A 26,684-nucleotide genomic window follows, 5' to 3' on the forward strand; every position below is an offset into this window, starting at 1 on the left:
GTGGAGTCGCAGAGACAACCAGGAGGTTGGCTTAGAAGCAGCCACCCTTGAAAGAGTGCGTAATAGCTCACTGGTCAAGTGATTCCGCGCCGACAATGTAGCGGGGCTCAAGCACATCACCGAAGTCGTGTCATTGCAGCATATAGGGCCAACGCCTGCTGTGATGGGTAGGGGAGCGTCGTGTGCCGGGTGAAGCGGCGGTGGAAACCAGTCGTGGACGGTACACGAGTGAGAATGCAGGCATGAGTAGCGATACAAGAGTGAGAAACTCTTGCGCCGATTGACCAAGGGTTCCTGGGTCAAGCTGATCTGCCCAGGGTAAGTCGGGACCTAAGGCGAGGCCGACAGGCGTAGTCGATGGACAACGGGTTGATATTCCCGTACCCGCTTTGAAGCGCCAACGTCGAACCAGGTGATGCTAAAGCCGTGAAGCCGGCCCGGAGTCTTCGGACGAAGGGACGTGGTGGAGCCGCTGATCCAAGTCTGTAGTAGGTGAGCGATGGGGTGACGCAGGAAGGTAGTCCAGCCCGGGCGGTGGTTGTCCCGGGGTAAGGGTGTAGGCCGAGTGATAGGCAAATCCGTCACTCATTAAGGCTGAGACCTGATGCCGAGCCGATTGTGGTGAAGTGGATGATCCTATGCTGTCGAGAAAAGCCTCTAGCGAGTTTCATGGCGGCCCGTACCCCAAACCGACTCAGGTGGTCAGGTAGAGAATACCGAGGCGTTCGGGTGAACTATGGTTAAGGAACTCGGCAAAATGCCCCCGTAACTTCGGGAGAAGGGGGGCCATTCCTGGTGATGAGTCTTGCACTCTGAGCTGGGGGTGGCCGCAGAGACCAGCGAGAAGCGACTGTTTACTAAAAACACAGGTCCGTGCGAAGCCGTAAGGCGATGTATACGGACTGACGCCTGCCCGGTGCTGGAACGTTAAGGGGACCGGTTAGCTTGGATTCGTCCAGGCGAAGCTGAGAACTTAAGCGCCAGTAAACGGCGGTGGTAACTATAACCATCCTAAGGTAGCGAAATTCCTTGTCGGGTAAGTTCCGACCTGCACGAATGGCGTAACGACTTCTCGACTGTCTCAACCATAGGCCCGGTGAAATTGCATTACGAGTAAAGATGCTCGTTTCGCGCAGCAGGACGGAAAGACCCCGGGACCTTTACTATAGCTTGATATTGGTGTTCGGTTCGGCTTGTGTAGGATAGGTGGGAGACTTTGAAGCAGCAACGCCAGTTGTTGTGGAGTCGTCGTTGAAATACCACTCTGGTCGTGCTGGATGTCTAACCTGGGTCCGTGATCCGGATCAGGGACAGTGTCTGGTGGGTAGTTTAACTGGGGCGGTTGCCTCCTAAAGAGTAACGGAGGCGCCCAAAGGTTCCCTCAGCCTGGTTGGCAATCAGGTGTTGAGTGTAAGTGCACAAGGGAGCTTGACTGTGAGACTGACGGGTCGAGCAGGGACGAAAGTCGGGACTAGTGATCCGGCGGTGGCTTGTGGAAGCGCCGTCGCTCAACGGATAAAAGGTACCCCGGGGATAACAGGCTGATCTTCCCCAAGAGTCCATATCGACGGGATGGTTTGGCACCTCGATGTCGGCTCGTCGCATCCTGGGGCTGGAGTAGGTCCCAAGGGTTGGGCTGTTCGCCCATTAAAGCGGTACGCGAGCTGGGTTTAGAACGTCGTGAGACAGTTCGGTCCCTATCCGCTGTGCGCGTAGGAGTGTTGAGAAGGGCTGTCCCTAGTACGAGAGGACCGGGACGGACGAACCTCTGGTGTGCCAGTTGTCCTGCCAAGGGCATGGCTGGTTGGCTACGTTCGGGAGGGATAACCGCTGAAAGCATCTAAGCGGGAAGCCTGCTTCGAGATGAGCACTCCCACCTCCTTGAGAGGGTAAGGCTCCCAGTAGACGACTGGGTTGATAGGCCGGATATGGAAGCCTCGTAAGGGGTGGAGTTGACCGGTACTAATAGGCCGAGGGCTTGTCCTCAGTTGCTCGCGTCCACTGTGTTGTTCTGAAACAACGACCCCCATGACATGGCCTGTCGTGGGTGCGGTTGACAGTTTCATAGTGTTTCGGTGGTCATAGCGTGAGGGAAACGCCCGGTTACATTCCGAACCCGGAAGCTAAGCCTCACAGCGCCGATGGTACTGCAGGGGGGACCCTGTGGGAGAGTAGGACGCCGCCGAACAAATCTTCTAGAGAAGCCCCCGCCGGGGAACCGGACGGGGGCTTCTCTGTTGTAGGGTCAGCATGCAAAAGTCGTCACACGGTACAGGAGGCCCCCGGGTGGAGGTCCAGGAGACGCGGGTCCAGACCGATCGCGTCCTCACCATCCCCAACCTGCTGAGCATGGGCCGGCTGGTCGGTGTTCCGCTCTTCCTCTGGTTGATCCTCTGGCCGGTGTTCGACGGGCCGAACAACGACGGCTGGGCGCTGCTGATCCTGATGCTGAGCGGCATCAGTGACTACCTCGACGGAAAGCTCGCCCGCAGGTGGGGGCAGATCAGCCGGGTCGGCCAGCTGCTCGATCCGCTGGCGGACCGGCTCTACGTCCTCTCCACCCTGCTGGGTCTGACCTGGCGTGAGATCCTGCCGTGGTGGCTCACGGCGATCCTGATCGCGCGTGAGCTCTTTATCGCGAGTCTCCTTCCGATTCTGAACCGGCACGGCTACGGCCCGTTGCAGGTGAGTTTCCTGGGCAAGGCCGCGACATTCAATCTGATGTACGCGTTCCCGCTTCTGTTGCTCGGCACCGGCGACACCTGGATCGCGCGGCCGGCCGAGGCCGTCAGCTGGGCCTTCATCTGGTGGGGGACCACGCTGTACTGGTGGGCCGGCATTCTCTACGCCGTCCAGGCGCGACAGATCATCCGGGCGGGCTCCGCCTCCTCCGCGTCCGCAGTCTGAGACGTGATCTGAGAGAAGTCCCACGCCACCACGGTGCGTCGGACGAAATCTTCCGGGTAGACACCCTCTGGAACGGTTTGATGGACCTGCAGGGTCCACCACCGCGAAGGAGGACGCACCCGTAATGAAAGCCGTTGTAATGGCAGGGGGCGAAGGCACCCGACTCCGCCCGATGACCTCCAGCATGCCCAAGCCGCTGCTACCGGTCGCCAACAGGCCGATCATGGAGCACGTGCTTCGGCTGCTGAAGCGGCATGGCCTCTCCGACACCGTCGTGACCGTACAGTTCCTCGCCTCACTGGTGAAGAACTACTTCGGTGACGGCGAAGAGTTGGGTATGCATCTCACGTATGCGAACGAGGAGACGCCACTCGGCACTGCGGGGAGTGTCAAGAACGCCGAGGACGCCCTGAAGGACGATTCCTTTCTGGTGATCTCCGGTGACGCACTGACCGACTTCAATCTCACCGAATTGATCGAGTACCACCGGAGCAAGGACGCTCTGGTCACCGTCTGTCTCACCCGGGTACCGAACCCTCTGGAGTTCGGCATCACGATCACCGATGACGAGGGCCGGGTCGAGCGCTTCCTGGAGAAGCCGACCTGGGGGCAGGTCTTCTCGGACACGGTCAACACCGGTATCTACGTCATGGAGCCCGAGGTCTTCGACTACGTGGCGGCGGGTGAGTCCGTCGACTGGTCGAGCGATGTGTTCCCGCAGTTGCTGAAGGAGGGCAAGCGGGTTTACGGCTACGTGGCCGAGGGCTACTGGGAGGACGTCGGCACCCACGAGAGCTACGGCAAGGCCCAGGCGGACGTCCTGGAGGGCAAGGTCGACGTCGAGCTCGACGGGTTCGAGATCTCGCCGGGCGTCTGGGTGGCGGAAGGCGCCGAGGTCGACCCCGAGGCGGTGCTCCGCGGTCCGCTCTACATCGGGGACTACGCCAAGGTCGAGGCCGGCGTGGAGATCCGCGAGCACACCGTGCTCGGCAGCAACGTGGTCGTCAAGCGGGGCGCGTTCCTGCACAAGGCGGTGATCCACGACAACGTCTACGTCGGGCCGCAGAGCAACCTGCGGGGCTGCGTGGTCGGCAAGAACACCGATGTGATGCGGGCCGCGCGGATCGAGGACGGGGCGGTGATCGGCGACGAGTGCCTGGTCGGCGAGGAGTCGATCATCGGCGCCAACGTCCGGGTCTACCCGTTCAAGACCATCGAGGCCGGCGCCGTCGTCAACACCTCGGTGATCTGGGAGTCCCGCGGTCAGGAGCACCTCTTCGGGCTGCGCGGCGTGTCGGGCATCCTCAACGTCGAGATCACACCGGAGCTGGCCGTCCGGCTGGCCGGTGCGTACGCGACGACTCTGAAGAAGGGGGCGACCGTCACCATCGCGCGTGACCACTCGCGTGGTGCGCGTGCCCTCAAGCGGGCGATGATCTCGGGGCTGCAGACCAGCGCGATCGACGTCCGCGACCTGGAGAACGTGCCGATGCCGGTGGCCCGGCAGCACACGGCCCGCGGGAGTGCCGGCGGGATCTTCCTGCGGACCACGCCCGGGGTGCCGGACTCGCTGGACATCCTGTTCTTCGACGAGCGCGGAGCCGACCTCTCCCAGGCCGGGCAGCGCAAGCTCGACCGGGTCTACGCCCGCCAGGAGTACCGGCGCGCGTTCCCGGGCGAGATCGGCGACCTGACCTTCCCGTCCAGCGTCTTCGACTCCTACGCCGGCAATCTGCTGCGGGCGGTGGACACCACCGGCGTTCGCGAGGCGGGGCTGAAGGTGGTGGTGGACACGGCGCACGGCAGTGCCGGGCTCGTGCTGCCGAGCATCCTGGGCCGGCTCGGCGTGGAGGCGCTCACCGTCTCCAGCGGGCTGGACGAGGCACGGCCGACCGAGGACGCCGAAGAACGGCGGGCGGGGCTGGCCAGGCTCGGCGAGCTGGTGGCCTCCTCGCGGGCGGCGTTCGGCGTCCGGTTCGACCCGGTCGGCGAGCGGGTGGCCTTCGTGGACGAGCTGGGCCGGGTGATCGACGACGACCGGGCGCTCCTGGTGCTGCTCGACCTGGTCGCGGCCGAGCGCCGGAGCGGGCAGGTGGCGCTGCCCGTGACGACCACCAGGATCGCCGAGCAGGTCGCCGCCTACCACGGCACCCAGGTCGTCTGGACCACGACCACGCCGGACGACCTGGCCAAGGCGGCCTCGGCCGAGGGCACGGTCTTCGGTGGCGACGGGCGCGGCGGTTTCGTCGTTCCCGAGTTCAGCGGTGTGCTGGACGGCGCGGCCGCGTTCGTCCGCCTGGTCGGGCTGGTGGCCCGTACCCAGCTCACGCTCAGCCAGATCGACGCGCGGATCCCGCAGGCGCACATCCGCCGACGGGACATCGCGACGCCGTGGGCGGCCAAGGGCATGGTCATGCGTTCGGTGGTGGAGGCGGCCGGCAACCGGCAGCTCGACACCACGGACGGTGTCCGGGTGGTCGAGGCGGACGGCCGCTGGACACTCGTGCTGCCCGATCCCGCCGAGGCGGTCACCCACCTCTGGGCGGAGGGTCCGGACGACGAGGCGACCGAGGCGCTGCTGGACGAGTGGGCGACGGTGGTCGACGGCGCCGGGCGCTGACGACCGGGCCGCCATGACATGGCCGGGCAGCGGGAGGTGCGGCGAGTGCCGCGCCCCCCACTGCCCGGTTTGTCATGCTCTGTAACGATCCGTCGCTTCTGGTGACTTCGCAGGTCAGGGGGTGTGCACGGACCCCTCCGCGGACATGGGACGATGGTCCGCATGCCAGCGACGCCGACGCCGAGTGCCAGTGACGGACGGTACAACCGTCCGGACGCCTCGATGTCCCTGCTGACCGGCGTGATGGACCACAGCCTGGACGAGGGTTACGCCGAGGCGGCCGCGGCGCGGGGCGGTGACCGCGACAGCCGGATACCCGGTACGGCCCGCGGCCTGCTCACGCTGGGTCTCGGGCTGGCCCTGGTCGGGGCGGTGGTGACGGTGGGCGCCGTGAACGCGCACAAGGCCGAGCCGACGCTCGCCAAGGAGCGCGATGCGCTGATCCACCGGATCAACGACAGCAACGGCTCGGCGGAGCGGCTCCAGCAGCAGGTCCAGGAACTGCGGCGGAAGGTCGACACCACCCAGCAGCAGGCACTGTCGCCGGGCGACAGCGACCCGGCCGCGCTGGCCGGTGCGGTGGGTCTGGCCGAGGTGACCGGGCCGGGCGTCAAGCTGGTCCTGGAGGACGCCTCCGGCACGGGCGGCGGAGGGAACGTCGACCCGCGCGCGGGCCAGGGCTTCTCGAACAGCGGACGGCTGCGCGACCGCGATCTGCAACTGGTGGTGAACGGGCTCTGGGAGTCCGGCGCCGAGGCCGTGTCGATCAACGGGCAGCGGCTCACCGCGCTCTCCGCGATCCGCGCCGCCGGTGAGGCCGTCCTGGTCGACAACCGGCCGCTGGTGCCGCCCTACAACGTCCAGGCGTTGGGGGACGGGTCGAAGCTGGTCGCCACCTTCGAGAACAACATGGCGGGTCAGTACCTGCGGCTGCTGCAGGAGAAGTACGGCATCAAGTCGACGATCTCCGCCCAGAAGAAGCTCACGCTGCCCGCCGCCGTGGGCATCACGCTGCGGACCGCCCAGCCGGCCACGCCGGAGCCGTCGCCGTCGGCGAGCCCCTCCGCCCCCGCTGCGGCCTCCCCGAGCCCCACGGCCTCCGACACGGGGTCGCAGAGCCCGTCCGCGGGGCCCTCGCGGCCGGCCACCCCGAGCACCTCGCCCCCGGGGAAGCGCTCGCCGAGCGGCTCCGCCAAGACCACGACAGCCCACTCGCCCACCGCGCCCACGACCGGGGCGCCCCCCGCAGGGACAGGAGCAGCCAGACCGTGATTGCCGTACTGGGTCTTGTGATCGGGGTGGTCGTCGGGCTCTTCGTCCAACCCGAGGTGCCCGATGCCGTCGTGCCGTACCTGCCCATCGCGGTGGTGGCGGCACTGGACGCGGTGTTCGGCGGCGTCCGGGCGATGCTGGACGGCATCTTCAACGACAAGGTGTTCATCGTGTCGTTCCTGTCCAACGTGGTGGTGGCGGCCCTGATCGTCTTCCTCGGGGACCAGCTCGGTGTCGGCTCCCAGCTGTCCACCGGTGTGGTCGTCGTCCTCGGCATCCGCATCTTCTCCAACGCCGCTGCGATCAGGCGCCATGTCTTCCGCGCCTGAGCCCGGCCGGGAGCCGGCGGACGAGAATCGGACCGAGAAGACGACCGAGAAGGCTGTCGACAAGGTGGTCGAGAAGGCGGACGCGCGGGCGGGCGACGGCGCGCGCGAGGGCGGGAGCGGGGAGCGGGGGGCGGCTCCGGCGGCGGAGAACGCGCCGCCCGAGCCCGCCGAACAGGTGAAGCCTGCGCCCGAGGTGCGGCCGGGGGCCCCGGCCCAGGGCGGCGAGGACGCCGTCGCACCGGCGCCCCGGGCGGCGGATGCGCGGCGGCCGTTGGCAGCCGCGCCCGAAGCCGGCACGGAGGCGGACGCCGAGGCCGAGGAGCCGGCGCAGGCCCGCGAGGAGGCGGCGCCTGAGCCCGTCAGCGCCCCGCTGCCCGAGCCGGAGCCGGTCCTGGAGCCCGAGCCCGCTCCCACGCCGGAGCCCGCTCCCGAGGCGGCGACCGAGCCCGGGAAGGCCCCCGACGAGCGCAACGCGGGCCGGCGGCGGATGAAGGCGGCGCTCTGGCCCCCGCGGCTCTCCCGCGGGCAGCTGGTGGTCGCGGTGCTGCTGTTCTCGCTCGGCCTCGCCCTGGCGATCCAGGTCCGCTCCACCAACGACCACCACAGCCAGCTGCGCGGTGCCCGCCAGGAGGACCTCGTCCGGATCCTCGACGAACTGGACGGCCGCCAGCAGCGTCTCCAGCAGGAGAAGGCGGAGTTGGAGCAGTCCCTGGCCACGTTGGAGAACAGCTCCAACCAGGCCAAGGAGGCCCAGGAGCAGACCAGGAAGAAGGTGACGGAGCTCGGCGTGCTCGCCGGGACCGTCAAAGCCACTGGTCCGGGCATCGTACTGACAGTCGATGATCCCCAAGGGCAGGTGAAGGCGGATATGCTGCTGGACACCCTGCAGGAACTCCGAGCGGCGGGGGCGGAGGCGATTCAGATCAACGATGTGCGCGTGGTGGTCAACACCTACTTCACGGACGTGTCCGGCGGCGGTGTGCAGATCGACGGGAAGAAGGTCTCGCAGCCCTACCGGTTCACCGTGGTGGGGAACCCGCAGGACCTCACACCCGCACTGAACATTCCGGGAGGTGTGGTCCGTACTCTTGAGAGTCATCAGGCCCGCGCGACCATCTCCCCGCAGCAGAAGGTGCTCGTCGACGCCCTCCTCGATCTGAAGACGCCGCAGTACGCCAAGCCGGCTCCGAAGTGACGAGGTACCTGCCGAACGGTCCGTCATCTGCCGGTACCCCCCGGTGCGGGGTACCGCCGTCAGGTGGGCGAGACTGGTCCGCACCAGCACAAGCCGGAACATCACACGTCGGAGTACCACTCCAGCAGGCCCGATCCGCGACCGGGCCCGCAGCCTGTCCGAGGTTCTCACCCTGCCCCGCGGGCGGGTCTGTCACACGCAAGGGGATTCGCCCGTGAGTTTCTTCTCGAAGTTGTTCGGTCGTAACAAGGGCCGTGACGCGGCTGCCGTGGAGGCACCCACCGCGCGTCACCGCCGGGCCGACGAAGAGCCCGCCGTGCCGGGCATGCGTCCCGCTCCCGAGGGCGGCCAGTACGCCGAGCGTCCGATGTTCCGGGACGGTGGCGACGCGCAGTACGCGGGCAATCAGGCGGGCTACGGCGCGTCGGTTGACCCCTCCGGCGCCCCGCGCATAGGTTTCCCGTCAGGACCCTCAACCTCTGGTGGAGGGTTTGCCCCGGACCCGTACGCCGGGCACAACCCGTCGGGTGTGCCGCGCCAGGAGGCTGTGAACATGGCTGGCCCCACTCCGTGCCCCAGGTGCGGCAACCAGAACCCGGCCGCGGCCCGCTTCTGTTCCAACTGCGGTACGGCGCTGCGCGGGGGCGCGCTGCCCGAGGGGCCGGCGGAGACCACGTCGACCATCTCGATCTCGGGCCTGGAGTCCTACGACCCCAACACCACCACCGGCACCGGTACGCCGGCCCTGTCGGCGGAGGTGCTGTCGGCGATCGACGCGCTGCCGCCGGGCTCGGCGCTGCTGATCGTCCAGCGCGGTCCGAACTCGGGCAGCCGGTTCCTGCTGGACTCGGACAAGACCACGGCCGGGCGTCACCCGCAGGGCGACATCTTCCTGGACGACGTGACCGTCTCGCGCAAGCACGTGGAGTTCCGCCGGACGCCGGGAGGCGGCTTCACCGTCGCCGACGTCGGCAGCCTGAACGGGACGTACGTCAACCGTGAGCGGATCGACGAGGTGCCGCTGAACAACGGCGACGAGGTGCAGATCGGGAAGTACCGGCTGGTGTTCTTCGCCAGTCACCACCGGGGGTACTGAAACCAACGTCGGCAGGAGCCCGAGTGAGCGCGAACCCTCCTTCATCTCTCGGGGCGGCCAACCCCGCGTCGTCCGGTCCGCTGCCGGACCAGGGCGCGCGGGGGGTGGTCGCGGCCCCCAGGCAGCCGGTCCGTCCGGACCGGCCCGCCGGGGGCGGCCGACGGCGCGGCGGCGACGAACTGCTGAGCATCGGCGCGGTGCTGACCTTCCTGCGGGACGACTTCCCCGAGGTCACCATCTCGAAGATCAGGTTCCTGGAGGCCGAGGGCCTGGTCGAGCCCCAGCGCACGCCGTCGGGCTACCGCAAGTTCAGCCCGGCCGACGTCGAGCGGCTGGCCTACGTGCTGCGGATGCAGCGTGACCACTACCTGCCGCTGCGGGTGATCCGCGAACACCTGGACGCTATCGAGCGCGGCGAGGCCCCACCGGCGTTGCCCGCTGCGGAGGCCCGCCCCGGGCCGATGGAGGAGGCGGACCGCGAGCTGGTGGCGGCCGCCGAGGCCGCGGTCGGGGTCCGGCTGGGCCGGGCCGAGCTGCTGGCCGCCGCCGAGGCCGGTGAGGGCGAGCTGGTGGAGTGGGAGTCCTACGGGCTGGTCGCGGCCGGATCGGACGGCGGCTACGACGGCGAGGCGCTGCAGGTGGCCCGGCTGGTCGCGGAACTGGGCCGGTACGGACTGGAGCCGCGCCACCTGCGGGCCATGAAGGCCGCCGCCGACCGTGAGATCGCCCTGGTGGAGCAGGTGGTGGCGCCTCTGCGCCGGCACCGCAACCCGCAGACCCGGGCGCACGCCGAGGCCACGGCGCGGGAGCTGGCGACCCTCTCCGTCCGGCTGCACGCCGCCATGGTGCAGGCCGGTCTGCGGGCCCGCTCGTGACGCGCCGACCCCGCTGACCAGCGCTGTCGGCTCTGCGCTTTCATATCCGGGGCGAGGGCCATAGGGTTGCGTGTGTGAATGAGCTCGACGTCGTGGGTGTCCGGGTGGAGATGCCTTCCAACCAGCCGATCGTGCTGCTTCGGGAGGTCGGGGGCGATCGGTACCTGCCGATCTGGATCGGTCCCGGCGAGGCGACCGCGATCGCCTTCGCCCAGCAGGGCATGACGCCGGTGCGTCCGCTGACGCACGACCTCTTCAAGGACGTCCTGGAGGCGCTCGGCCAGCAGCTCACCGAGGTGCGGATCACCGACCTGCGCGAGGGCGTGTTCTACGCCGAGCTGGTCTTCACGGGCGGGGTCGAGGTCAGTGCCCGGCCGTCCGACGCGATAGCCCTCGCCCTGCGGACCGGTACGCCGATCTACGGGAGCGAGGAGGTGCTCGCCGAGGCGGGCATCGCGATCCCGGACGAGCAGGAGGACGAGGTCGAGAAGTTCCGCGAGTTCCTCGACCAGGTCTCTCCCGAGGACTTCGGCGGCGGCACGCCGCAGTAGTCCGCCGTGGTACGGACCCGGCGCGGAGCGTCGGTAGGGCAGGCCGTGGCCGTCCTGCCGAATTCGTTCGTCCGTTTTGCCAAATAGTGTCCACCTACCCACACTAGGGGCACGAAAAACCACTCTCCTGAGTGACGCTGTTTGTCCTGCCCGGCGTGGCGATCGTTGACGGGTCATAGGGGACTGCCTACCGTCAGGAGTGGCTGCCCGGGTGCCTGTCGCCCGCAGTCTGGGTTGCCCGCAGGACGAGTGGACGGAGGTAGGCATGACCGGCACCGGCGATGAAGCGGCCGTGGGAGGCCTGTGCACCGTGCACATGCCGCGCGCCGCCCGCAGCGTGGCTGAACTGCCCCGGACGGACCTGCCCCGGGTGGGCCGGTTCCCGGCCGTCCAGCCGGGCCAGCCGGCCATCGAGCGGCTCGCGCCCGCCTCCGAGCGGCCGGCCCCCACCTCCGAGCTGATCGGCTACCGCGGCCCGACGGCCTGTGCGGCGGCCGGGATCACCTACCGCCAGCTGGACTACTGGGCCAGGACGGGGCTGCTGGAACCCAGCGTCCGCTCGGTCTATCCGGCGAGCAGCCAGCGGCTCTACAGCTTCCGCGACATCCTGCTGCTGAAGATCGTCAAGCGGCTGCTGGACGCGGGTGTGTCCCTGCAGAACATCCGGGTGGCGGTCGCCCATCTGCAGTCCGCCGAGGCCGGCGACCTGACCGGGCTGACGCTGATGAGTGACGGCGCGACCGTGTACGAATGCACCACACCGCAGCAGGTGGTCGATCTGCTGAAGGGTGGTCAGGGGGTCTTCGGCATCGCCGTCGGCGCCGTCTGGCAGGAGCTGGAGCTGGCCCTCGGCCGCCTGCACGCGGAGCGGACCGACACCGGCGAGACCGTGGTCGGCCACGACCCGGGGGACGAGCTGGCGCAGCGCCGCAACCGGGCGGTCTGAGCCGCGGGAGCAGGGGGCCGCGTGGTCACGGCGCCGCAGAATCACGAGGCCGTGGGCCCGGACGGGGAACCGTCCGGGCCCACGGCCTCGTCGTGCCCGGTGGATCATCGACCCAGGGAGGGCACGTGCGGTTCGGCTCCGGCATACCCGGCCTGCTGCGGCGACGGGCGCGGCGGCTCGGCGTCCGGCTGCGGCAGCGGCGCACCCAGCGCAGGATCTTCCAACTCGTCACCGTGCTCTGCTCGCTGGCCCTGGCACCGAGCGCCTGGCTGTGGGTCTCGGCGGGCGACCGGGTCGGCACCGTGCGGGCCGCGCCGAACGCGCCGGTGGCGGTGGTGTTCGGCGCCGGGCTCTTCGAGGGCAGGCCGTCGCCGTACCTGGCGCACCGGCTGGACGCGGCGGTCGACCTGTACCGGGAGCGGAAGGTCCAGGCGATCCTGGTCACCGGTGACAACGGGCGGGCCGGTTACGACGAGACGGACGCGATGCGGCAGTACCTGATCGAGCACGGGGTGCCGCAGGTGCGGGTGGTGGGCGACTACGCGGGCTTCGACACCTGGGACTCCTGCACCCGGGCACACCGGGTGTTCGGGGTGGACCGGGCGGTCCTGGTCAGCCAGGACTTCCACGTCCGGCGGGCGCTGGCGCTCTGTGAGGCGGCGGGCATCGACGCGTACGCGGTCGGGGTGCCGGAGCTGCACGACGCCACCTGGCTGTACGGCGGGCTGCGGGAGATCCCGGGGGCGGGCAAGGCGCTGCTGAACGCCTGGCTGCGGCCGGACCCGTTCTTCCTCGGGCCCCGGGAGGAGGGCATCCCGAAGGCGCTGGCCGACGCGGGGAGCGCGCGGGGCTGAGGCGGCGGCGGGGTTCGGCCGCGCTGTCGGACCCGTGCGGCATGATCGGCGGGTGCGGTCACTGCCGAGCATCATCCACCTCGACATGGACGCCTTCTTCGCGGCGGTGGAGCAGGCGGCCAAGCCGAGCCTGCGCGGGAAGCCGGTGATCGTCGGCGGCCTGGGCGGCCGGGGGGTCGTCTCCACGGCCTCGTACGAGGCGCGGAAGTTCGGGGTGCACTCGGCGATGCCGATGGCGCAGGCGCGCCGGCTCTGCCCGAACGCGGCCTTCCTGTCCGGGCGGTTCGAGGCCTACCGGGCGGTGAGCGAGCTGGTCATGGGTCTGCTGCGGGAGCTGTCGCCCCTGGTGCAGCCGCTCAGCCTGGACGAGGCCTTCGTCGACCTGGAGGCGGGCCCGTACGGCCCGGCGCTGCTGGCGGCGGACCACGGGACGGGGGAGCACCTGGTGACGGCCCTCGCGGAGGACCTCCGGGCGGACATCCACCGGCGCACCGGGCTGACCGCCTCGGTCGGGGCGGCCGGGTCCAAGCTGATGGCCAAGATCGCTTCGGAGCAGGCCAAGCCGGACGGCCTGGTGCTGGTCGAGCCGGGCCAGGAGCGGGTGGTGCTGGGCCCGATGCCGGTGCGGGCGCTGCCGGGCGTCGGCCCGGCCACCGAGCAGGTCCTGCGCCGGGCGGGGCTGAACACGGTGGCCGACCTCGCCGAGGCGGGGGAGTCCGAGCTGGTGCAGCTGCTGGGCAGGGCGCACGGCGCCGGTGTCCACCAGATGTCGCTGGGGCTGGACGACCGGCCGGTGGTGGCCGACCAGGACGCCAAATCGGTGTCGGTGGAGGACACCTTCGAGGTGGACCTCGCCGAACGGGACCGGGTGCTGCGCGAGGTCGACGTCCTGGCCGCGCGGTGCGTGCGGCGGCTGCGCGCCGCCGGACGGTCGGGGCGCACGGTGGTGCTGAAGGTGCGGCGGTTCGACTTCTCCACGCTGACCCGCTCGGAGACCCTGCGCGGTCCGACGGACGACGAGACGGTGATCGTCGAGACGGCCCGCCGGCTGGCCTCCCAGGTGGACATCACCGGCGGCGTCCGGCTGCTCGGGGTCGGGGTCTCGCAGCTGGCGGACTACACCCAGGAGGACCTCTTCGCGCAGGCCGTCCGGGAGGAGGCGGGGGAGCCGGGGGCGGTCGAGGCCGACGCCCGGGAGGACGAGGCCCCGGAGCCCGCGGTGGTCGTGGCGCGGCACTGGATGCCGGGCCAGGACGTGCGGCACGCCGAACTCGGCCCGGGGTGGGTGCAGGGCAGCGGGGTCGGCCGGGTGACGGTGCGGTTCGAGACGCCGTGGAGCGGACCGGGCCGGGTGCGGACCTTCGCGGTGGAGGACCCGGCGTTGGAGCCGGCCCGTCCGCTGCCGCTGCGCGGCGACGAGGACGGGCCGTCGGCCGGGGCGGGCGGCGGTGAACCGGCGGTGGGCTGACCACCCTGGAACGCACGGAGCGGCCCCACCCGGCAGGGGGGCCGGGTGGGGCCGCGTGCACGGCCGGCCCTCGGGCGGTCGCGATGCCCTCGTCGACCGTTCGGGGACCGGTCCCCCGCGCCCTGTCCCTGGGCGCGGGGGGTGGACGCCTCGTCAGGCGTCGGTCTTGACCAGCTCGGGGCTGGGGCTGAGGTCCGCCGCACCCTTGCCACCGGCGACGGTGACGGAGGGCTTGACGCTGCGGATCAGGAAGGGGACGGCGCCGGCGATCGCGCAGACCGCGGCGGCGACCCAGAACGCGTGCTTGTAGGCGTCCAGGGTGGGCAGCGAGACCGGGATCGGCAGCTTCATGGTGTCGCCGGTGAGGATCGCGGCCATCACGGCGGTGCCGATCGCGCCACCGACGGTGCGCAGCACGGCGTTCATGCCGTTGGCGATGCCGCTCTGCTCGACCGGGACGGCGCCGTTGATGTAGGCCGGCATCGCCGAGAAGGCGAGGCCGATGCCGAGACCGAAGATCGCCGAGGCGGTGTAGATGTCGGCCTCGTGGCTGTGGCGGACGGCCAGGTAGGCCATCGCGACGGCGCCGAGGACGCCACCGAGGACCAGCGGCAGGCGCGGGCCGCGACGGGCGATCAGCAGGGCGCCGACCGGGGCGGCGACCATCGAGCCGAGCGCGGACGGCAGCAGCATGACACCGGCGTGCAGTACGGTCGCGGTGAACCCGTAGTGGGTGAGCTTCTCCGGGGTCTGGGCGAAGTTGCTGATCACCATGAACGAGCCGTACATGCCGAAGCCGATCAGCAGGCCGGCCAGGTTGGTGAAGGCGACGGCCGGGCGGGACATCATCTTCATGTCGACCAGCGGGTGCTTGACCTTGACCTCGATGACGCCCCAGATCAGGGCGATCACGGCGGCGACGGCGAACAGGCCGAGCGTCTTGGTGGAGGTCCAGCCCCAGGTGTTGCCCTGGCTGACCGCGACCAGCAGGGCGGAGAGCCAGCCGGCCAGGGTGATCGCGCCGAGCGGGTCGGCGCCGCCCTCCTTGTCGGTCACCGGGTCGCTGGGGACCCGGAAGGCGACCAGGGCGACCGCGAGCAGGCCGAAGAACAGGCCCATCCAGAAGATCGACTTGTAGCTCCAGTGCTCCAGCAGCAGGCCGGTGGCGACCAGGCCGAGGCCGCTGCCGACGCCCATCGAGGCGCTGATGGCGGCGACGCCACCGGTGACCTTCTGCTTCGGCAGCTCGTCGCGGACGATGCTGATGGCCAGCGGCAGCACGCCACCGCCGGCGCCCTGGAGGACGCGGGCGACGACCAGCCAGGTGAAGGAGTGGGTGCTGACGGCGAGCGCCGAGCCCGCGACGAGACCGGCCAGCGAGATCAGCAGCATCGGCTTGCGACCGCGCAGGTCGCCGAAGCGGCCCAGCAGGGGGGTCAGCACGGCGGCCGAGAGCAGGTTGGCCGTCATCAGCCAGGTGATGCTGGAGCCCGAGACGTCGAGCTCCTTGGCCAGCGAGGGCAGGATCGGAACGACCGCGGTCTGCACCACGCTGAACGACAGCATCGCCAGGATGAGGGCCGGCAGGACCCGGGCGCTGCTCTGCTTCTCGGCCGCGGTGGTGGGCTGTGGTGCCTCACTCACGGTTGCTTCCTCCCGTACATAGTGAATGAACTGAAGCAACCATGCCGGGAGATACTTCAGTGTGTCAAATATCGATCGGTGAAGCTTTGGCAAAGTCGAAGGACCCCGGACCGTGGAGGTCCGGGGGCCCTGGGTCGGACCGTCAGGCGAGCGGCCTCAGCGGGGCCGGCCGGGACGGCTCGCCGGCGCCCAAGTGCCCGCCGGAGCCCGCGTGTTCGCCGCCGCCCGGGCGCCCGGCGGCGCCGTCGGGAGTGGCGGACGGGGTGTGGTTGGACGAGGGGCCCGGGGCCGGGGCGGCCGCGGTGTTGTCGTGGACCTCGACGTGCTCGCGCCGCAGCTCGTCCCGGATCACCTCCTCGTCGGTGTAGCGCTCGACGACCAGGCGGACCCGCTCGATCGGCGCCAGGTACTTGCGGACCACCGGCCGCTCCTCGCGCAGCGTGACCTCCTCCACCGCCTCGGCGATGTCCTTGTCGCTCAACGAGGCCCGCTCCGCCTCGCCGACCGGCGTCCGCTCCACCCGGACCCGCTCGCGGACCACCGGCACCCGGCGCTCCACCGCCTCGCTGGTCACGTACTTGCGCAGCTTCGCGGTGCCCACGACATGCCACTCGGTGGTGATGTCCAGCCGTTCCTCACGGCAGGTGATCTCCACCGGAGCGTTCGGCGCGGACGAGGCCGCGCCCGCGCGGTCGGGCGCCGGGGTACCGGAGGTGGCGGCCCGGGGGGCCGCCACCTCGGCGCCGTCGGGGCCGCCCGTGACGAGCGGGGCCGCCGGCGGGCGCTGCTCCGGTGCGACGGGCGCCGACGGGGTGGCGGGCGCGGTGGTGTCGAGGGTCCGCACGTTGGGCTCCGTAGCAGGTTCGGACGGCTTGCCGAGGTCGGCGGCCGGGGGGACGGTGAGGGGCGGGGCCATGCTGTCGGCCGAGTGGAAGGCGAGCGGCTTCGCCGGGGCCGCCGAGGCCGACTGGTCGGCGGGCTTCGCCGCGGCGACGCCCGCCACCGCGGCGGTGCCCGCCGCTGCCGCCGGGGCGGTGCCCGCCGCTGCCGCCGGGGCGGCGGCCGGCACGCTGCCGAAGTCGAGGTCGGCCGGCTCGGAGCCGGAGCCGTCGCCGGCCGACGGCCGGCCGTCCACCTGGGTGTCCAGCCCGTAGTAGCGGTAGAGCTGGAGCTCCTGGGCGGGTGACAGGTGCTGGCCCACGCCGAAGTCCGGTGACTCCTTCACCAGGGACTTGTCGTAGGGCACCCGCAGTTCGTCGCCGGAGAACTCGCTCGTGGTCAGGGGGACGAAGGCGTCCCGGCCGAAGATGCCGGTCCGGACGGCCGCCCATTCGGGCTGCCCGGTGGCGTCGTCCAGGTACACCTCGTCGACCGTGCCGATCTTGTCTCCGTTGCGGTCGACCGCCTTGTGGCCGATGAGGTCCCGGGGGTCGATATCGGTCTGCACTCTTTCCTCCAGTGCGTCGAGCCTGCGGAACGCCCGCAGGCCGGCGGCCGGCCCGCCCGTCCCATCCGCCACTTCACACCAAAAGCCATGAACCGGACCGGCGCGACCGGGGTGCGGCCGGACGGGCCCGGTGCTGCGCCGTCCGGGTCACGGACCGGCTGTTCACCTGCCAGGACGCACCCGTGATCGAGGCGCCTGCCGCTGGTACCCTGGGCGCGACCGCCGAGCCCGCTCGGGAGAGTCCCCGAGAGCGGAAGTCGCTGGTCGGGGCGCCGAAGGAGCAACTCCTCCCCGGAATCTCTCAGGCATCCGTACCGTGTGGGATAGGTCACTCTGGAAAGCAGGGCAGGACTGCCGGCGAGGGAGCCGGCGGCACCACCCTCACCGACGGTGCAAGCCGGCGGGGCGCCACAGCGCCTCGCGCGGGTGAAGCTCTCAGGTCCCGATGACAGAGGGGGAGGCCTGTCGGGTCCGTCCGCCCCAGGCCTGTCCGCTGTCGTCCGCAGCGGCGGTGCCGCCCGGCGTGCGTACCCCCGCCGGTCCGTGACCAGGAGGCCTCGACCACCATGAACGCCCAGCCGAACGCGGGACGCACCACCACCCCCGTGACCCTCACCGAGCTCGAGCAGGCCAGCCCCTTCGAGAACCGCCACATCGGCCCCGACGTCGCCGCGCAGGAGAAGATGCTGGCCCAGGTGGGCTACGGCTCGCTGGACGAGCTCGCCGCCACCGCCGTGCCCGAGGCGATCCGCTCCATCACCGGGCTGGACCTGCCCGCCGGCCGCAGCGAGGCCCAGGTCCTCGCCGAGCTGCGCGAGCTGGCCGGTCGCAACACCGTCCTCCAGCCGATGATCGGCCTGGGCTACTACGGCACCTTCACCCCGCCGGTGATCCTGCGCAACGTCCTGGAGAACCCGGCCTGGTACACCGCGTACACGCCGTACCAGCCGGAGATCTCGCAGGGCCGTCTGGAGGCGCTGCTCAACTTCCAGACCGTGGTCTCCGACCTCACCGGTCTGCCCACCTCCGGCTCCTCGCTGCTGGACGAGGGCACCGCGGCCGCCGAGGCGATGTCCCTGGCCCGCCGTGTCACCAAGGTCAAGGGCGGCGTCTTCCTGGTCGACGTCGAGACCCTGCCGCAGACCGTCGCGGTGATCCGGACCCGCGCCGAGCCGACCGGCGTCGAGGTCGTCGTCGCCGACCTCTCCGCCGGCATCCCGGCCGAGATCGCCGAGCGCGGCGTCTTCGGCGTGCTGCTCCAGTACCCCGGCGCGACCGGTGTGGTCCGCGACCTCGCCCCGGTGATCGAGCAGGCCCACGGCCTCGGTGCGATCGTCGCCGTCGCCGCCGACCTGCTGGCGCTGACCCTGCTGAAGTCCCCGGGCTCGCTCGGCGCCGACATCGCCTGCGGCACCTCGCAGCGCTTCGGCGTGCCGATGGGCTTCGGCGGCCCGCACGCCGGCTACCTCTCGGTGCGCGCCGAGTACGCCCGCTCGCTGCCCGGCCGCCTGGTCGGCGTCTCCGTCGACGCCGACGGCAACCGCGCCTACCGGCTGGCCCTGCAGACCCGCGAGCAGCACATCCGCCGCGAGAAGGCCACCAGCAACATCTGCACCGCCCAGGTGCTGCTGGCCGTGATGGCCTCGATGTACGCCGTGTACCACGGCCCGGACGGCCTGGCCGACATCGCCCGCCGCACCCACCGCTACGCCGCCGCCCTCGCCGAGGGCCTGCGGGCCGGCGGCGTCGAGCTGCTGCACGGCGAGTTCTTCGACACCGTCACCGCGGTCGTCCCCGGCCGCGCCGCCGCGATCGCCGAGGCCGCCCGCGCCCACGGCATCAACGTGTACCAGGACGGCGAGGACCGGATCTCGGTCTCCACCGACGAGACCACCACCCGCGAGCACCTGGCGGGCGTCTGGGCCGCGTTCGGCGTCGAGGGCGTCGAGACCCCGGAGAGCGCCGAGGCGCTGCCGGCCGCTCTGCTGCGCGAGGACGAGTACCTGACCCACCCGGTCTTCCACAGCCACCGCTCGGAGACCGCCATGCTGCGCTACCTGCGCCGCCTGTCGGACCGCGACTACGCGCTGGACCGCGGCATGATCCCGCTGGGCTCCTGCACCATGAAGCTCAACGCGACCACCGAGATGGAGCCGGTGACCTGGCCGGAGTTCGGCCAGCTGCACCCGTTCGCGCCGATCGACCAGGCCCAGGGCTACCTCACCCTGATCCGCCAGCTGGAGCAGCAGCTGGTCGAGGTCACCGGCTACGACGCCGTCTCGATCCAGCCGAACGCCGGCTCGCAGGGCGAGCTGGCCGGTCTGCTGGCCGTCCGCGCCTACCACCACGCCAACGGTGACGTGCAGCGCGACGTCTGCCTGATCCCGTCCTCCGCGCACGGCACCAACGCGGCCTCCGCCGTGATGGCCGGTATGCGCGTGGTCGTGGTCAAGACCCTGGTCGACGGCGACGTGGACGTCGAGGACCTCCGGGCGAAGATCGAGCAGCACCGCGACAACCTCGCGGTGCTGATGGTCACCTACCCGTCCACCCACGGCGTGTACGAGACCCAGATCACCGACATCTGCGCCCTGGTGCACGAGGCCGGCGGCCAGGTCTACGTGGACGGCGCCAACCTGAACGCCCTGGTCGGCCTCGCCAAGCCGGGCAAGTTCGGCGCGGACGTCTCGCACCTGAACCTGCACAAGACCTTCTGCATCCCGCACGGCGGCGGCGGCCCGGGCGTCGGCCCGGTGGCGGTGCGCGCGCACCTGGCGCCGTACCTGCCGAACCACCCGCTGCAGTCCGAGGCGGGCCCGGCCACCGGCGTCGGCCCGATCTCGGCCGCCCCGTGGGGCTCGGCGGCCATCCTGCCGATCTCCTGGGCGTACGTCCGGCTGATGGGCGGGGAGGGCCTCAAGCGGGCCACCCAGGTGGCGGTGCTGAACGCCAACTACATCGCCAAGCGCCTGGCCCCGCACTTCCCGGTGCTCTACACCGGTCCCGGCGGCCTGGTCGCGCACGAGTGCATCATCGACCTGCGCCCGCTCACCAAGGAGACCGGCGTGACGGTGGACGACATCGCCAAGCGCCTGATCGACTACGGGTTCCACGCGCCGACGATGTCCTTCCCGGTGGCCGGCACCCTGATGATCGAGCCGACCGAGTCCGAGGACCTGCACGAGATCGACCGCTTCTGCGACGCGATGATCGAGATCCGGGCCGAGATCGACAAGGTCGGCTCGGGCGCGTGGCCGGCCGAGGACAACCCGCTGCGCAACGCCCCGCACACCGCGGGCGCGCTGGCCGGTGACTGGGCGCACGGCTACTCGCGCCAGGAGGCCGTCTTCCCGGCGGGCGTGAACCCGGCGGACAAGTACTGGCCGCCGGTCAGCCGGATCGACGGCGCGTACGGCGACCGCAACCTGGTCTGCTCCTGCCCGCCGCTGGACGAGTACGGCTCCTGAGCCGACTGACGCGGTACGGCAGGGCCCCGGCGGAGTCTTCTCCGCCGGGGCCCTGCCCGTTGTCCTGCGTCGTCGGTGTCGCTCGGCGGCCGACCCCGCCGTCGGCCGGTCAGGCGGCGTGTGCGACGGGGCGGCGCGGGGCGATCACCCGGCCGTCGGGCAGCAGTTCGCCGGTGTCCTCGAAGACCAGGACGCCGTTGCAGAGCAGGCTCCAGCCCTGCTCCGGGTGGCAGGCCACCGGTACGGCCGCCTCGCGGTCCTCGGACTCCGCCGACGGGCACTCAGGACGGTGCTGGCACATACGCGTACCCTCGCTTCGCTTGGCGATCCTCCCCGTGGTGCGGCGCCGCCGGGTGACCGGCGGGAGCCGCCGCGGTAGTCGGATCCTGTCCGGCGCCGGGCCAGGTGTGGACCGGCGCTCAAGTGGGTAGGACAGGGGGTCCTTCCACGCTGGTTCCCAGTGTCGGCATCCCGGGGCGATCGCGCAGCAATTTCGTGACATGCGCCACAACTACCGGGCAGAGATCACCCGTTCAGGTGGCAGCAGACGTGAATGAGCGCCGGACGGGTCAAGGGGCGGCTGACTCGATTCGGCCATGCCCTATGACCCGTCCGGGTGGGTACGGGTGGCGCGGGGGTGACGGGGGAGCGTTCAGGAGGAGCCGAGCAGCAGTGGCCTGGTGAGCGGGGCGCGGGTGAGGGCGGGCAGCAGGTCCGCCGCCGGGTAGGCGCGGTGCGCGGTGACGCCGAGCGGGGCCGGGGCCAGTGGGATCAGCTGGTCCGCGTCGGGCCCGGAGTCCGGGCTGTGCAGCCAGAGCGCGGTGGCGTACTGGCCCGGAAAGGTGAGCAGCCGGGGCTGCCGTCGGGTCCGCGAGGTCTGGGCGAGCTGCCAGGCCTGGCGCAGTGCCCGGACGGTGGAGTCCAGGTACGGCCCGGCGGTGAAGTGGGAGAAGACGTGGCCCTCGACGCCCTGGACCACCTCGGCCGCGGCCGCCACCTCGGCGCCGTCCTTGATCAGGAACCGCCAGCCCGTCCGCCGGGCGGCGGCGAGCTCGGGACGGGGCCCGTCCAGGACGTGGACCGCGAGCGGATGCGCGGGCAGCAGCGGGCCGGTCGGATGACGCAGCGCGGCGGCGGCGGGCTGGCGCAGCGCGGTCTCCGAGTCGAGCGCGGCGAGGACCGCGCGCAGGGCGCTGGGCGGGGGCTGGGGGGTCTGCAGAGTCATGGCGGGGTCGCCTCTCCGTGCGAGATCGGCGTGCGAGTGCGGCATACCGGCATGGCGCGGTGTGTCGTCGGTGACGGAACCTGGCCGTGTCCGGTTGTGCATGATCGCGGTGCGGGCGCCGCCGCTGCCGTCGACGAGGGTGTTCGGATCGACAGCGGGCCGGCCTTGGGCGCAGTGCGAATTCTATCGAACAGGTGCACAGGGTGACCTGTTTATCACAGGCGGTGGCGCCGGGCAAGTCGACGGATGTGCTGAAAGACCATCAGTTCCCTTGCATTGCAAGCCGGTCGAAGCGATCGGGTATCGATCTTCGGGGTGGGCATGATGCTTGCACGGTCGGTCGGCCGGCCGCTCAGGAGGAGGGGACCATGGGCGAGAAGGTCGTGGCGACGCGCGCGGACCTGTCGGACCGGCAGCTGTACCGGCGCAAGCTCCAGTCCTGCCAGGACGCGCTGGAGCGGATGCTGCGAGAGGACCGCTTCGACCGGCCCCGCGCCGTGATGGGGCTGGAGATCGAGCTCAATCTGGCCGACGAGCAGGGCCTGCCGGTGATGCGCAACGCGCAGGTGCTCAGCGCGATCGGCTCCAGTGACTTCCAGACCGAGCTGGGCCAGTTCAACATCGAGGTCAACATCGCCCCGCACCGGCTCGCCGGCCACGTCTTCGAGGAGCTGCGCGAGGAGATCGACACCGGGCTGCGCTACGCCGACCGGCGGGCCGCCGAGGCCGGCGCGCGGATCGTGATGGTCGGCATCCTGCCGACCCTGGAGCACGATCACACCGGGCTGGACGCGATGTCCCACAACCAGCGGTACAGCCTGCTCAGCGACCAGATCCTGGCCGCCCGGGGGGAGGACATCACGCTGGACATCGAGGGCGTCGAGCACCTCCAGCTGGAGTCGATCACCATGGTCGCCGAGGCCGCCGCGACCTCGTTGCAACTGCACCTCCAGGTCACCCCCGAGCGGTTCTCCTCGGTCTGGAACGCGGCCCAGGCGATCTGCGGCCCGCAACTGGCGCTCGGCGCCAACTCGCCGTTCCTGTTCGGACGGGAGCTGTGGCGGGAGACCAGGCCGGTGCTCTTCCAGCAGGCCTGCGACACCCGTTCGGCCGAACTCAAGGCGCAGGGCGTACGGCCGATCACCTGGTTCGGCGAGCGCTGGGTGGACTCGGCGTCCGACCTGTTCGAGGAGAACCTGCGGTACTTCCCGGCGCTGCTGCCGATCTGCGACGACGAGGACCCGGTGAAGGTGCTGGCCTCCGGCGGCGTGCCGCGGCTGGCCGAGATGCGGCTGCACAACGGCACCATCTACCGGTGGAACCGCCCGGTGTACGACGTCAGTGGCGGCGTGCCGCACCTGCGGGTGGAGAACCGCGCGCTGCCGGCCGGTCCGACCGTCGCCGACACGCTGGCCAACGCGGCCTTCTACTACGGGCTCGTCCGGGTGCTCGCGGAGCAGTCGCGGCCGATCTGGACCAGGCTGCCGTTCGAGCGGGCCGACGAGAACTTCCGGCAGGCCGCCCGGTACGGCGTCGACGCCGTGTTCCAGTGGCCGCGGCAGGGCCGGGCCGGGCGCGGCGGGGGCCTGGCCACCGTCCCCGCGGTCGACCTGGTGCTGAACGAGCTGCTGCCGATGGCCTACCAGGGGCTGGACGAGTGGGGCGTGGAGCCGGCCGACCGGGACCGCTACCTCGGCATCATCGAGCAGCGCTGCCTGCGCCGGGTCAACGGCGCCTCCTGGCAGAGCGCCACCTTCCACCGGCTGCGCGAGCAGTTCGGGATGGACCGCCCGGCCGCGCTCGCCGCGATGACCCGGCGCTACATCGAGTACATGCGGGCCGGCGAGCCCGTGCACACCTGGCCGGTGGGGTAGGGCCCGGCGGCCCCGTGGCGGGGGCACTCCCCGGCCCTGACGGGGAGTGCCCTGTGGAAGGATGACCGCTCCGGCGGTCGGCCGACGGCCGGAGCGACGCCGGACCGCTGGAGCACCCCGTGACCACCGCCCCGACCCAACCGGAGACCGCGCGGCCCACGCGCCGGCTGCTCGGCGTGGAACTGCTGATCGTCCTCGGCCTCTCCCTCGGGGCCAGCGGCGTCGGCGCGCTGATCAGCTTCACGGGCTCGCTGACCGAGACGCTCCAGCTCGGCCAGCAGGTCGCCACCCTGAACTCCTCACGGGCGCCCGGCCGCCCCTGGCTGGACCTCGCCTGGCAGGTCTACTACATCGCGCGCGGGCTGATGCCGGTGGTGCTGGTCGGCTACCTGCTGGTGCGCGAGGGCACCTCGCTGCGGGTGCTCGGGTTCGACCTCGGGCAGAAGCTGCGCGACCTCGGCCGGGGCGCCGCCGTCGCGGCCGCGATCGGCGGCACCGGGCTGGTGCTCTACCTGGGCTCGCAGGCGGCCGGCTACAACCTGACGGTGGCGCCGTCCGGGCTGCCCGACGTCTGGTGGCGGATCCCGGTGCTGGTCGCCTCCGCCTGGCAGAACGCCATCCTGGAGGAGGTCGTCGTTCTCGGCTACCTGCTGCGCCGGCTCGGGCAACTGGGCTGGTCGTGGCCGGCCGCGCTGGTGGCCAGCTCGGTGCTGCGGGGTTCGTACCACCTGTACCAGGGGGTGGGCGGGCTGGTCGGGAACATGGTGATGGGCGCGGTGTTCTGCCTGCTGTACCGGCGCTGGGGGCGGGTGATGCCCCTGGTGGCGGCGCACGCGCTGATCGACACGGTGGCCTTCGTCGGGTACGCGCTGCTGGCCGGCCACGTCAGCTGGCTGCCCACCGGCTGACCGCCGGGCGGACGGCCAGGGGGCGCGGCGGGCGGGCCAGCAGCCGGTCCACGTGCCGGCGCTCCAGGCCCTGGCCCGGGTCGATGGGCAGCAGGAGGCGGTCACGGCGCCAGATGGCGTTGCGGACCAGGCGGGGCGGGATGACGTCGTCCGTCCAGGCGAACGGCCGGCCGGCGGCGTACCGCAGCAGGGGGGCCCACTTGTGTGCGGAGAACAGCTCCATCAGCGGTACCCGCGGGTCGCCGGGCTGCGGGACGTAGCCGGCGAATCGGACCACCGGCAGCCGGGGCAGCCCGATCGCCGGGGCGATGTGGGTGTTGGCCTCCTCCTCCCAGGTGGTGGCCCAGACCAGTTCGTAGGTGTCGGCCAGTTCACGCAGCCACTCGCCGTGCCGGGCGGAGAGCAGGACGCTGTAGCCGAGCAGGGTGTGCGCGTCGAACCCGGCCTCGGGTCTCGGGCAGACGGGGTTGAGCACCCCGTCGACATCCAGGAACAGCAGTGGCTTCGGCACCGGGCGCCCCCCAGGTCAAGACGTCTCTGTCATCCAGGTCGGACGAGTGGCGTACGCCGGTGGTTGCCCGGCGGAGGGCGCGCGCGGGGGGCGCGGGGGCGCTCAGCCGACGGTGGCGGGCTCGACGGGCCGCGCGACGGAGGCCGGAGCGGAGCGCCGGGAGAGCCGGCGGACCTGCGGCTCCAGCAGGACGAGGGCGCTGAGCAGCAGGCAGAGCGCCGCACAGGCCCAGAGCGCGCCGGTCAGGCCCAGCCCGACCGCGGCCGGCCCGGCCAGCGCGGTGCCGACCGGGGCCAGCGAGAGCGAGCCCAGCTGGTCGTAGGCGGAGACCCGGGAGAACATCTCGGCGGGAATCTCCTGCTGCAGGGCGACCATCCAGTTGACGCCGAACACGGTGACCCCGGCGCCGGACAGGAACATCGCCGCGACGAGTACCGGCAGCGGCGCGGCCAGCGCGAGGGCCAGCGCCGGCAGGCCGAAGAGGAAGACGCCCCAGTTGCCGATCAGCAGGATCCGGCGGGGCTGCCAGCGGACCATCAGCAGGCCGGTCACCACCAGGCCGATCCCGTGCGCGGCGAGCGCCAGCCCCCAGTCGCCGGCGCCGCCCAGTCGTTGCTCGGCGACGATCGGCCCGTACACCGCGTCCACGGCGGTGATGCAGGCCATCAGCACGGCGAACTGGAGCACGATCACCCAGAGCCAGCGGCGGGAGGCGAACTCCTGCCAGCCCTCGCGCAGGTCGCGCAGCATGCCGCCGCCGGCCGCGGCGGGGGCGGCCTCGGCCTCCAGGAAGAACCGCAGGGCGGCGGCGACCAGGAAGCAGCCGGCGTCCACCGCGAGCACCCAGCCGGGGCCGACGGCGGCGGTGAGGGCGCCGCCGAGCGCCATGCCGCCGATCTGCGCGGAGTTCAGCGCGAGCCGGAAGACCGAGAACGCCCGGCCGGCGTGCTCCGCGGCCACGCTCTGCATGATCATGCCCTCGGAGGCGGGGGCGTAGAAGGCGTGCCCGGCGCCGCCCGCCGCGGAGAGCAGCATCAGCTGCCAGAGCTGCGCCTGACCGGCCAGGACCAGCGCGGCCAGGACCGCCTGGGAGACGGCGCTGCACAGGTTGGCGACGACCATGACGTGGTGGCGCGGCAGACGGTCGGCGAGGGCGCCGCCGATCATCAGCAGCAGGACGACCGGGACCAGCCGGGCGGCGGTGACGTAGCCGACCTCGGCGGTGGAGCCGCCGCTCGCCATCACCGCGAAGGCGGTGGCGATCGGGGCTCCGGCATTGCCGAGGCCGCTGACCACGGTGGCGGCGGTCTGGATGCGGAAGTTGCGGCCGGCCCAGGGGAAGCGCCGTCGGTGCGGGGGTGGGGGTTGGCTCTGCACCTGGTGACTATGCCGGGGGACGTGACAGCTGTCCACCGTGTTTCGGGCCTTGCGGCGGGGCCCGAGGGGGGCGTGCGGGCCTCACGGCGGGCGGCCGGGGCGCCGCGTGCCTCACCGG

At 71.2% G+C, this 26,684-nt stretch carries 20 protein-coding genes, 2 rRNA genes and 1 riboswitch (1 of these 23 only partly in view); of the genes, 16 read left to right on the plus strand and 6 right to left on the minus strand.

The genetic code is table 11. The features are described 5' to 3' along the window. The 13 genes from OG618_RS30920 to OG618_RS30980 all read left to right on the plus strand — a co-directional run. Positions 1–1,986: ribosomal RNA gene (locus tag OG618_RS30920) — 23S ribosomal RNA — on the plus strand (it extends 1,135 nt beyond the left edge of the window). Between the two features lie 85 nt (positions 1,987–2,071). Continuing rightward, a 5S ribosomal RNA gene (gene rrf / locus OG618_RS30925) occupies positions 2,072–2,188 on the plus strand. 98 nt (positions 2,189–2,286) lie between these two features. Beyond that, positions 2,287–2,907 (plus strand): CDP-alcohol phosphatidyltransferase family protein, encoded by a 621-nt coding sequence (locus OG618_RS30930; RefSeq protein WP_329490870.1) that lies wholly within the window; start codon positions 2,287–2,289, stop codon positions 2,905–2,907. A gap of 124 nt (positions 2,908–3,031) precedes the next feature. Beyond that, positions 3,032–5,527, plus strand: coding sequence for a mannose-1-phosphate guanyltransferase (locus OG618_RS30935; protein ID WP_329490871.1), 2,496 nt, complete (start codon positions 3,032–3,034; stop codon positions 5,525–5,527). A 162-nt stretch (positions 5,528–5,689) separates the two neighbouring features. Then, positions 5,690–6,799 carry a DUF881 domain-containing protein gene (locus tag OG618_RS30940; protein ID WP_329490872.1) on the plus strand — a complete coding sequence of 370 codons (1,110 nt, stop codon included), beginning with the start codon at positions 5,690–5,692 and terminating at the stop codon, positions 6,797–6,799. Next, positions 6,796–7,128 carry a small basic family protein gene (locus OG618_RS30945; protein WP_030062488.1) on the plus strand — a complete coding sequence of 111 codons (333 nt, stop codon included), beginning with the start codon at positions 6,796–6,798 and terminating at the stop codon, positions 7,126–7,128. The genes OG618_RS30940 and OG618_RS30945 overlap by 4 nt, the downstream gene beginning before the upstream one ends. A gap of 271 nt (positions 7,129–7,399) precedes the next feature. After that, positions 7,400–8,323 (plus strand): DUF881 domain-containing protein, encoded by a 924-nt coding sequence (locus tag OG618_RS30950; protein WP_442906964.1) that lies wholly within the window; start codon positions 7,400–7,402, stop codon positions 8,321–8,323. Positions 8,324–8,537: 214 nt separating this feature from the next. Further along, positions 8,538–9,419 carry an FHA domain-containing protein gene (locus OG618_RS30955; RefSeq protein WP_380392504.1) on the plus strand — a complete coding sequence of 294 codons (882 nt, stop codon included), beginning with the start codon at positions 8,538–8,540 and terminating at the stop codon, positions 9,417–9,419. Positions 9,420–9,523: 104 nt separating this feature from the next. Continuing rightward, positions 9,524–10,294 (plus strand): transcriptional regulator FtsR, encoded by a 771-nt coding sequence (gene ftsR, locus OG618_RS30960; protein ID WP_396490418.1) that lies wholly within the window; start codon positions 9,524–9,526, stop codon positions 10,292–10,294. Positions 10,295–10,368: 74 nt separating this feature from the next. Further along, positions 10,369–10,845, plus strand: coding sequence for a bifunctional nuclease family protein (locus OG618_RS30965; RefSeq protein ID WP_329490873.1), 477 nt, complete (start codon positions 10,369–10,371; stop codon positions 10,843–10,845). Positions 10,846–11,110: 265 nt separating this feature from the next. Further along, the gene (locus tag OG618_RS30970) at positions 11,111–11,791 is read left to right on the plus strand and encodes a MerR family transcriptional regulator (RefSeq protein ID WP_329490874.1); all 681 of its coding nucleotides are present in this window, start codon (positions 11,111–11,113) and stop codon (positions 11,789–11,791) included. 125 nt (positions 11,792–11,916) lie between these two features. After that, positions 11,917–12,645: a SanA/YdcF family protein gene (locus tag OG618_RS30975; RefSeq protein ID WP_329490875.1), complete on the plus strand. Its 729-nt coding sequence runs from the start codon at positions 11,917–11,919 to the stop codon at positions 12,643–12,645. 52 nt (positions 12,646–12,697) lie between these two features. Next, positions 12,698–14,113: a DNA polymerase IV gene (locus OG618_RS30980; RefSeq protein ID WP_329490876.1), complete on the plus strand. Its 1,416-nt coding sequence runs from the start codon at positions 12,698–12,700 to the stop codon at positions 14,111–14,113. A gap of 153 nt (positions 14,114–14,266) precedes the next feature. Here OG618_RS30980 and OG618_RS30985 read toward each other — a convergent pair whose 3' ends face one another. Both OG618_RS30985 and OG618_RS30990 read right to left on the minus strand, forming a co-directional pair. Next, complete coding sequence (locus tag OG618_RS30985; protein WP_329490877.1) at positions 14,267–15,757, minus strand: MFS transporter; 1,491 nt, start codon at positions 15,755–15,757, stop codon at positions 14,267–14,269. Between the two features lie 142 nt (positions 15,758–15,899). After that, a complete protein-coding gene (locus OG618_RS30990; protein WP_329490878.1) occupies positions 15,900–17,204 on the minus strand; it encodes a PRC and DUF2382 domain-containing protein in 1,305 nt (434 codons plus the stop codon). Positions 17,205–17,427: 223 nt separating this feature from the next. Beyond that, positions 17,428–17,531, plus strand: a riboswitch (glycine riboswitch). Positions 17,532–17,770: 239 nt separating this feature from the next. Between OG618_RS30990 and gcvP the strand changes: the two genes are divergently transcribed. Then, on the plus strand, positions 17,771–20,671 hold the full coding sequence (gene gcvP / locus OG618_RS30995; protein WP_329490879.1) for an aminomethyl-transferring glycine dehydrogenase: 2,901 nt from the start codon (positions 17,771–17,773) through the stop codon (positions 20,669–20,671). 109 nt (positions 20,672–20,780) lie between these two features. Here the strand turns inward: gcvP and OG618_RS31000 are convergent, their stop codons facing one another. Beyond that, entirely contained in the window at positions 20,781–20,972 is a 192-nt protein-coding gene (locus OG618_RS31000) for a DUF5999 family protein (RefSeq protein WP_329490880.1), read from the minus strand. 351 nt (positions 20,973–21,323) lie between these two features. Then, a complete protein-coding gene (locus OG618_RS31005; RefSeq protein WP_329490881.1) occupies positions 21,324–21,896 on the minus strand; it encodes a hypothetical protein in 573 nt (190 codons plus the stop codon). Positions 21,897–22,264: 368 nt separating this feature from the next. Between OG618_RS31005 and OG618_RS31010 the strand changes: the two genes are divergently transcribed. Together OG618_RS31010 and OG618_RS31015 are read left to right on the plus strand one after the other, a co-directional pair. Beyond that, complete coding sequence (locus OG618_RS31010; protein ID WP_329490882.1) at positions 22,265–23,770, plus strand: glutamate--cysteine ligase; 1,506 nt, start codon at positions 22,265–22,267, stop codon at positions 23,768–23,770. Between the two features lie 119 nt (positions 23,771–23,889). Then, on the plus strand, positions 23,890–24,678 hold the full coding sequence (locus OG618_RS31015) for a CPBP family intramembrane glutamic endopeptidase (protein WP_329490883.1): 789 nt from the start codon (positions 23,890–23,892) through the stop codon (positions 24,676–24,678). Here the strand turns inward: OG618_RS31015 and OG618_RS31020 are convergent. Together OG618_RS31020 and OG618_RS31025 are read right to left on the minus strand one after the other, a co-directional pair. After that, positions 24,656–25,189, minus strand: a complete 534-nt coding sequence (locus OG618_RS31020) for an HAD domain-containing protein (RefSeq protein ID WP_329490884.1) — start codon at positions 25,187–25,189, stop codon at positions 24,656–24,658. The two genes, OG618_RS31015 and OG618_RS31020, sit on opposite strands and share 23 nt — an antisense overlap. 102 nt (positions 25,190–25,291) lie before the next feature. Next, the gene (locus tag OG618_RS31025) at positions 25,292–26,566 is read right to left on the minus strand and encodes an MFS transporter (RefSeq protein WP_329490885.1); all 1,275 of its coding nucleotides are present in this window, start codon (positions 26,564–26,566) and stop codon (positions 25,292–25,294) included. Positions 26,567–26,684: the final 118 nt, after the last annotated feature.

The sequence above is a fragment of the Kitasatospora sp. NBC_01246 genome (assembly GCF_036226505.1).
Classification (GTDB): domain Bacteria; phylum Actinomycetota; class Actinomycetes; order Streptomycetales; family Streptomycetaceae; genus Kitasatospora.

Excerpts from the sequence above, each read along its gene's own strand:
- OG618_RS30940 (WP_329490872.1), top strand. The coding sequence starts at position 5,690 with ATGCCAGCGACGCCGACGCCGAGTGCCAGTGACGGACGGTACAACCGT.
- gcvP (WP_329490879.1), top strand. The coding sequence starts at position 17,771 with ATGAACGCCCAGCCGAACGCGGGACGCACCACCACCCCCGTGACCCTC.
- OG618_RS31005 (WP_329490881.1), bottom strand. The coding sequence starts at position 21,896 with ATGACTCTGCAGACCCCCCAGCCCCCGCCCAGCGCCCTGCGCGCGGTC.
- OG618_RS31010 (WP_329490882.1), top strand. The coding sequence starts at position 22,265 with ATGGGCGAGAAGGTCGTGGCGACGCGCGCGGACCTGTCGGACCGGCAG.
- OG618_RS30970 (WP_329490874.1), top strand. The coding sequence starts at position 11,111 with ATGACCGGCACCGGCGATGAAGCGGCCGTGGGAGGCCTGTGCACCGTG.
- OG618_RS31000 (WP_329490880.1), bottom strand. The coding sequence starts at position 20,972 with ATGTGCCAGCACCGTCCTGAGTGCCCGTCGGCGGAGTCCGAGGACCGC.
- OG618_RS30935 (WP_329490871.1), top strand. The coding sequence starts at position 3,032 with ATGAAAGCCGTTGTAATGGCAGGGGGCGAAGGCACCCGACTCCGCCCG.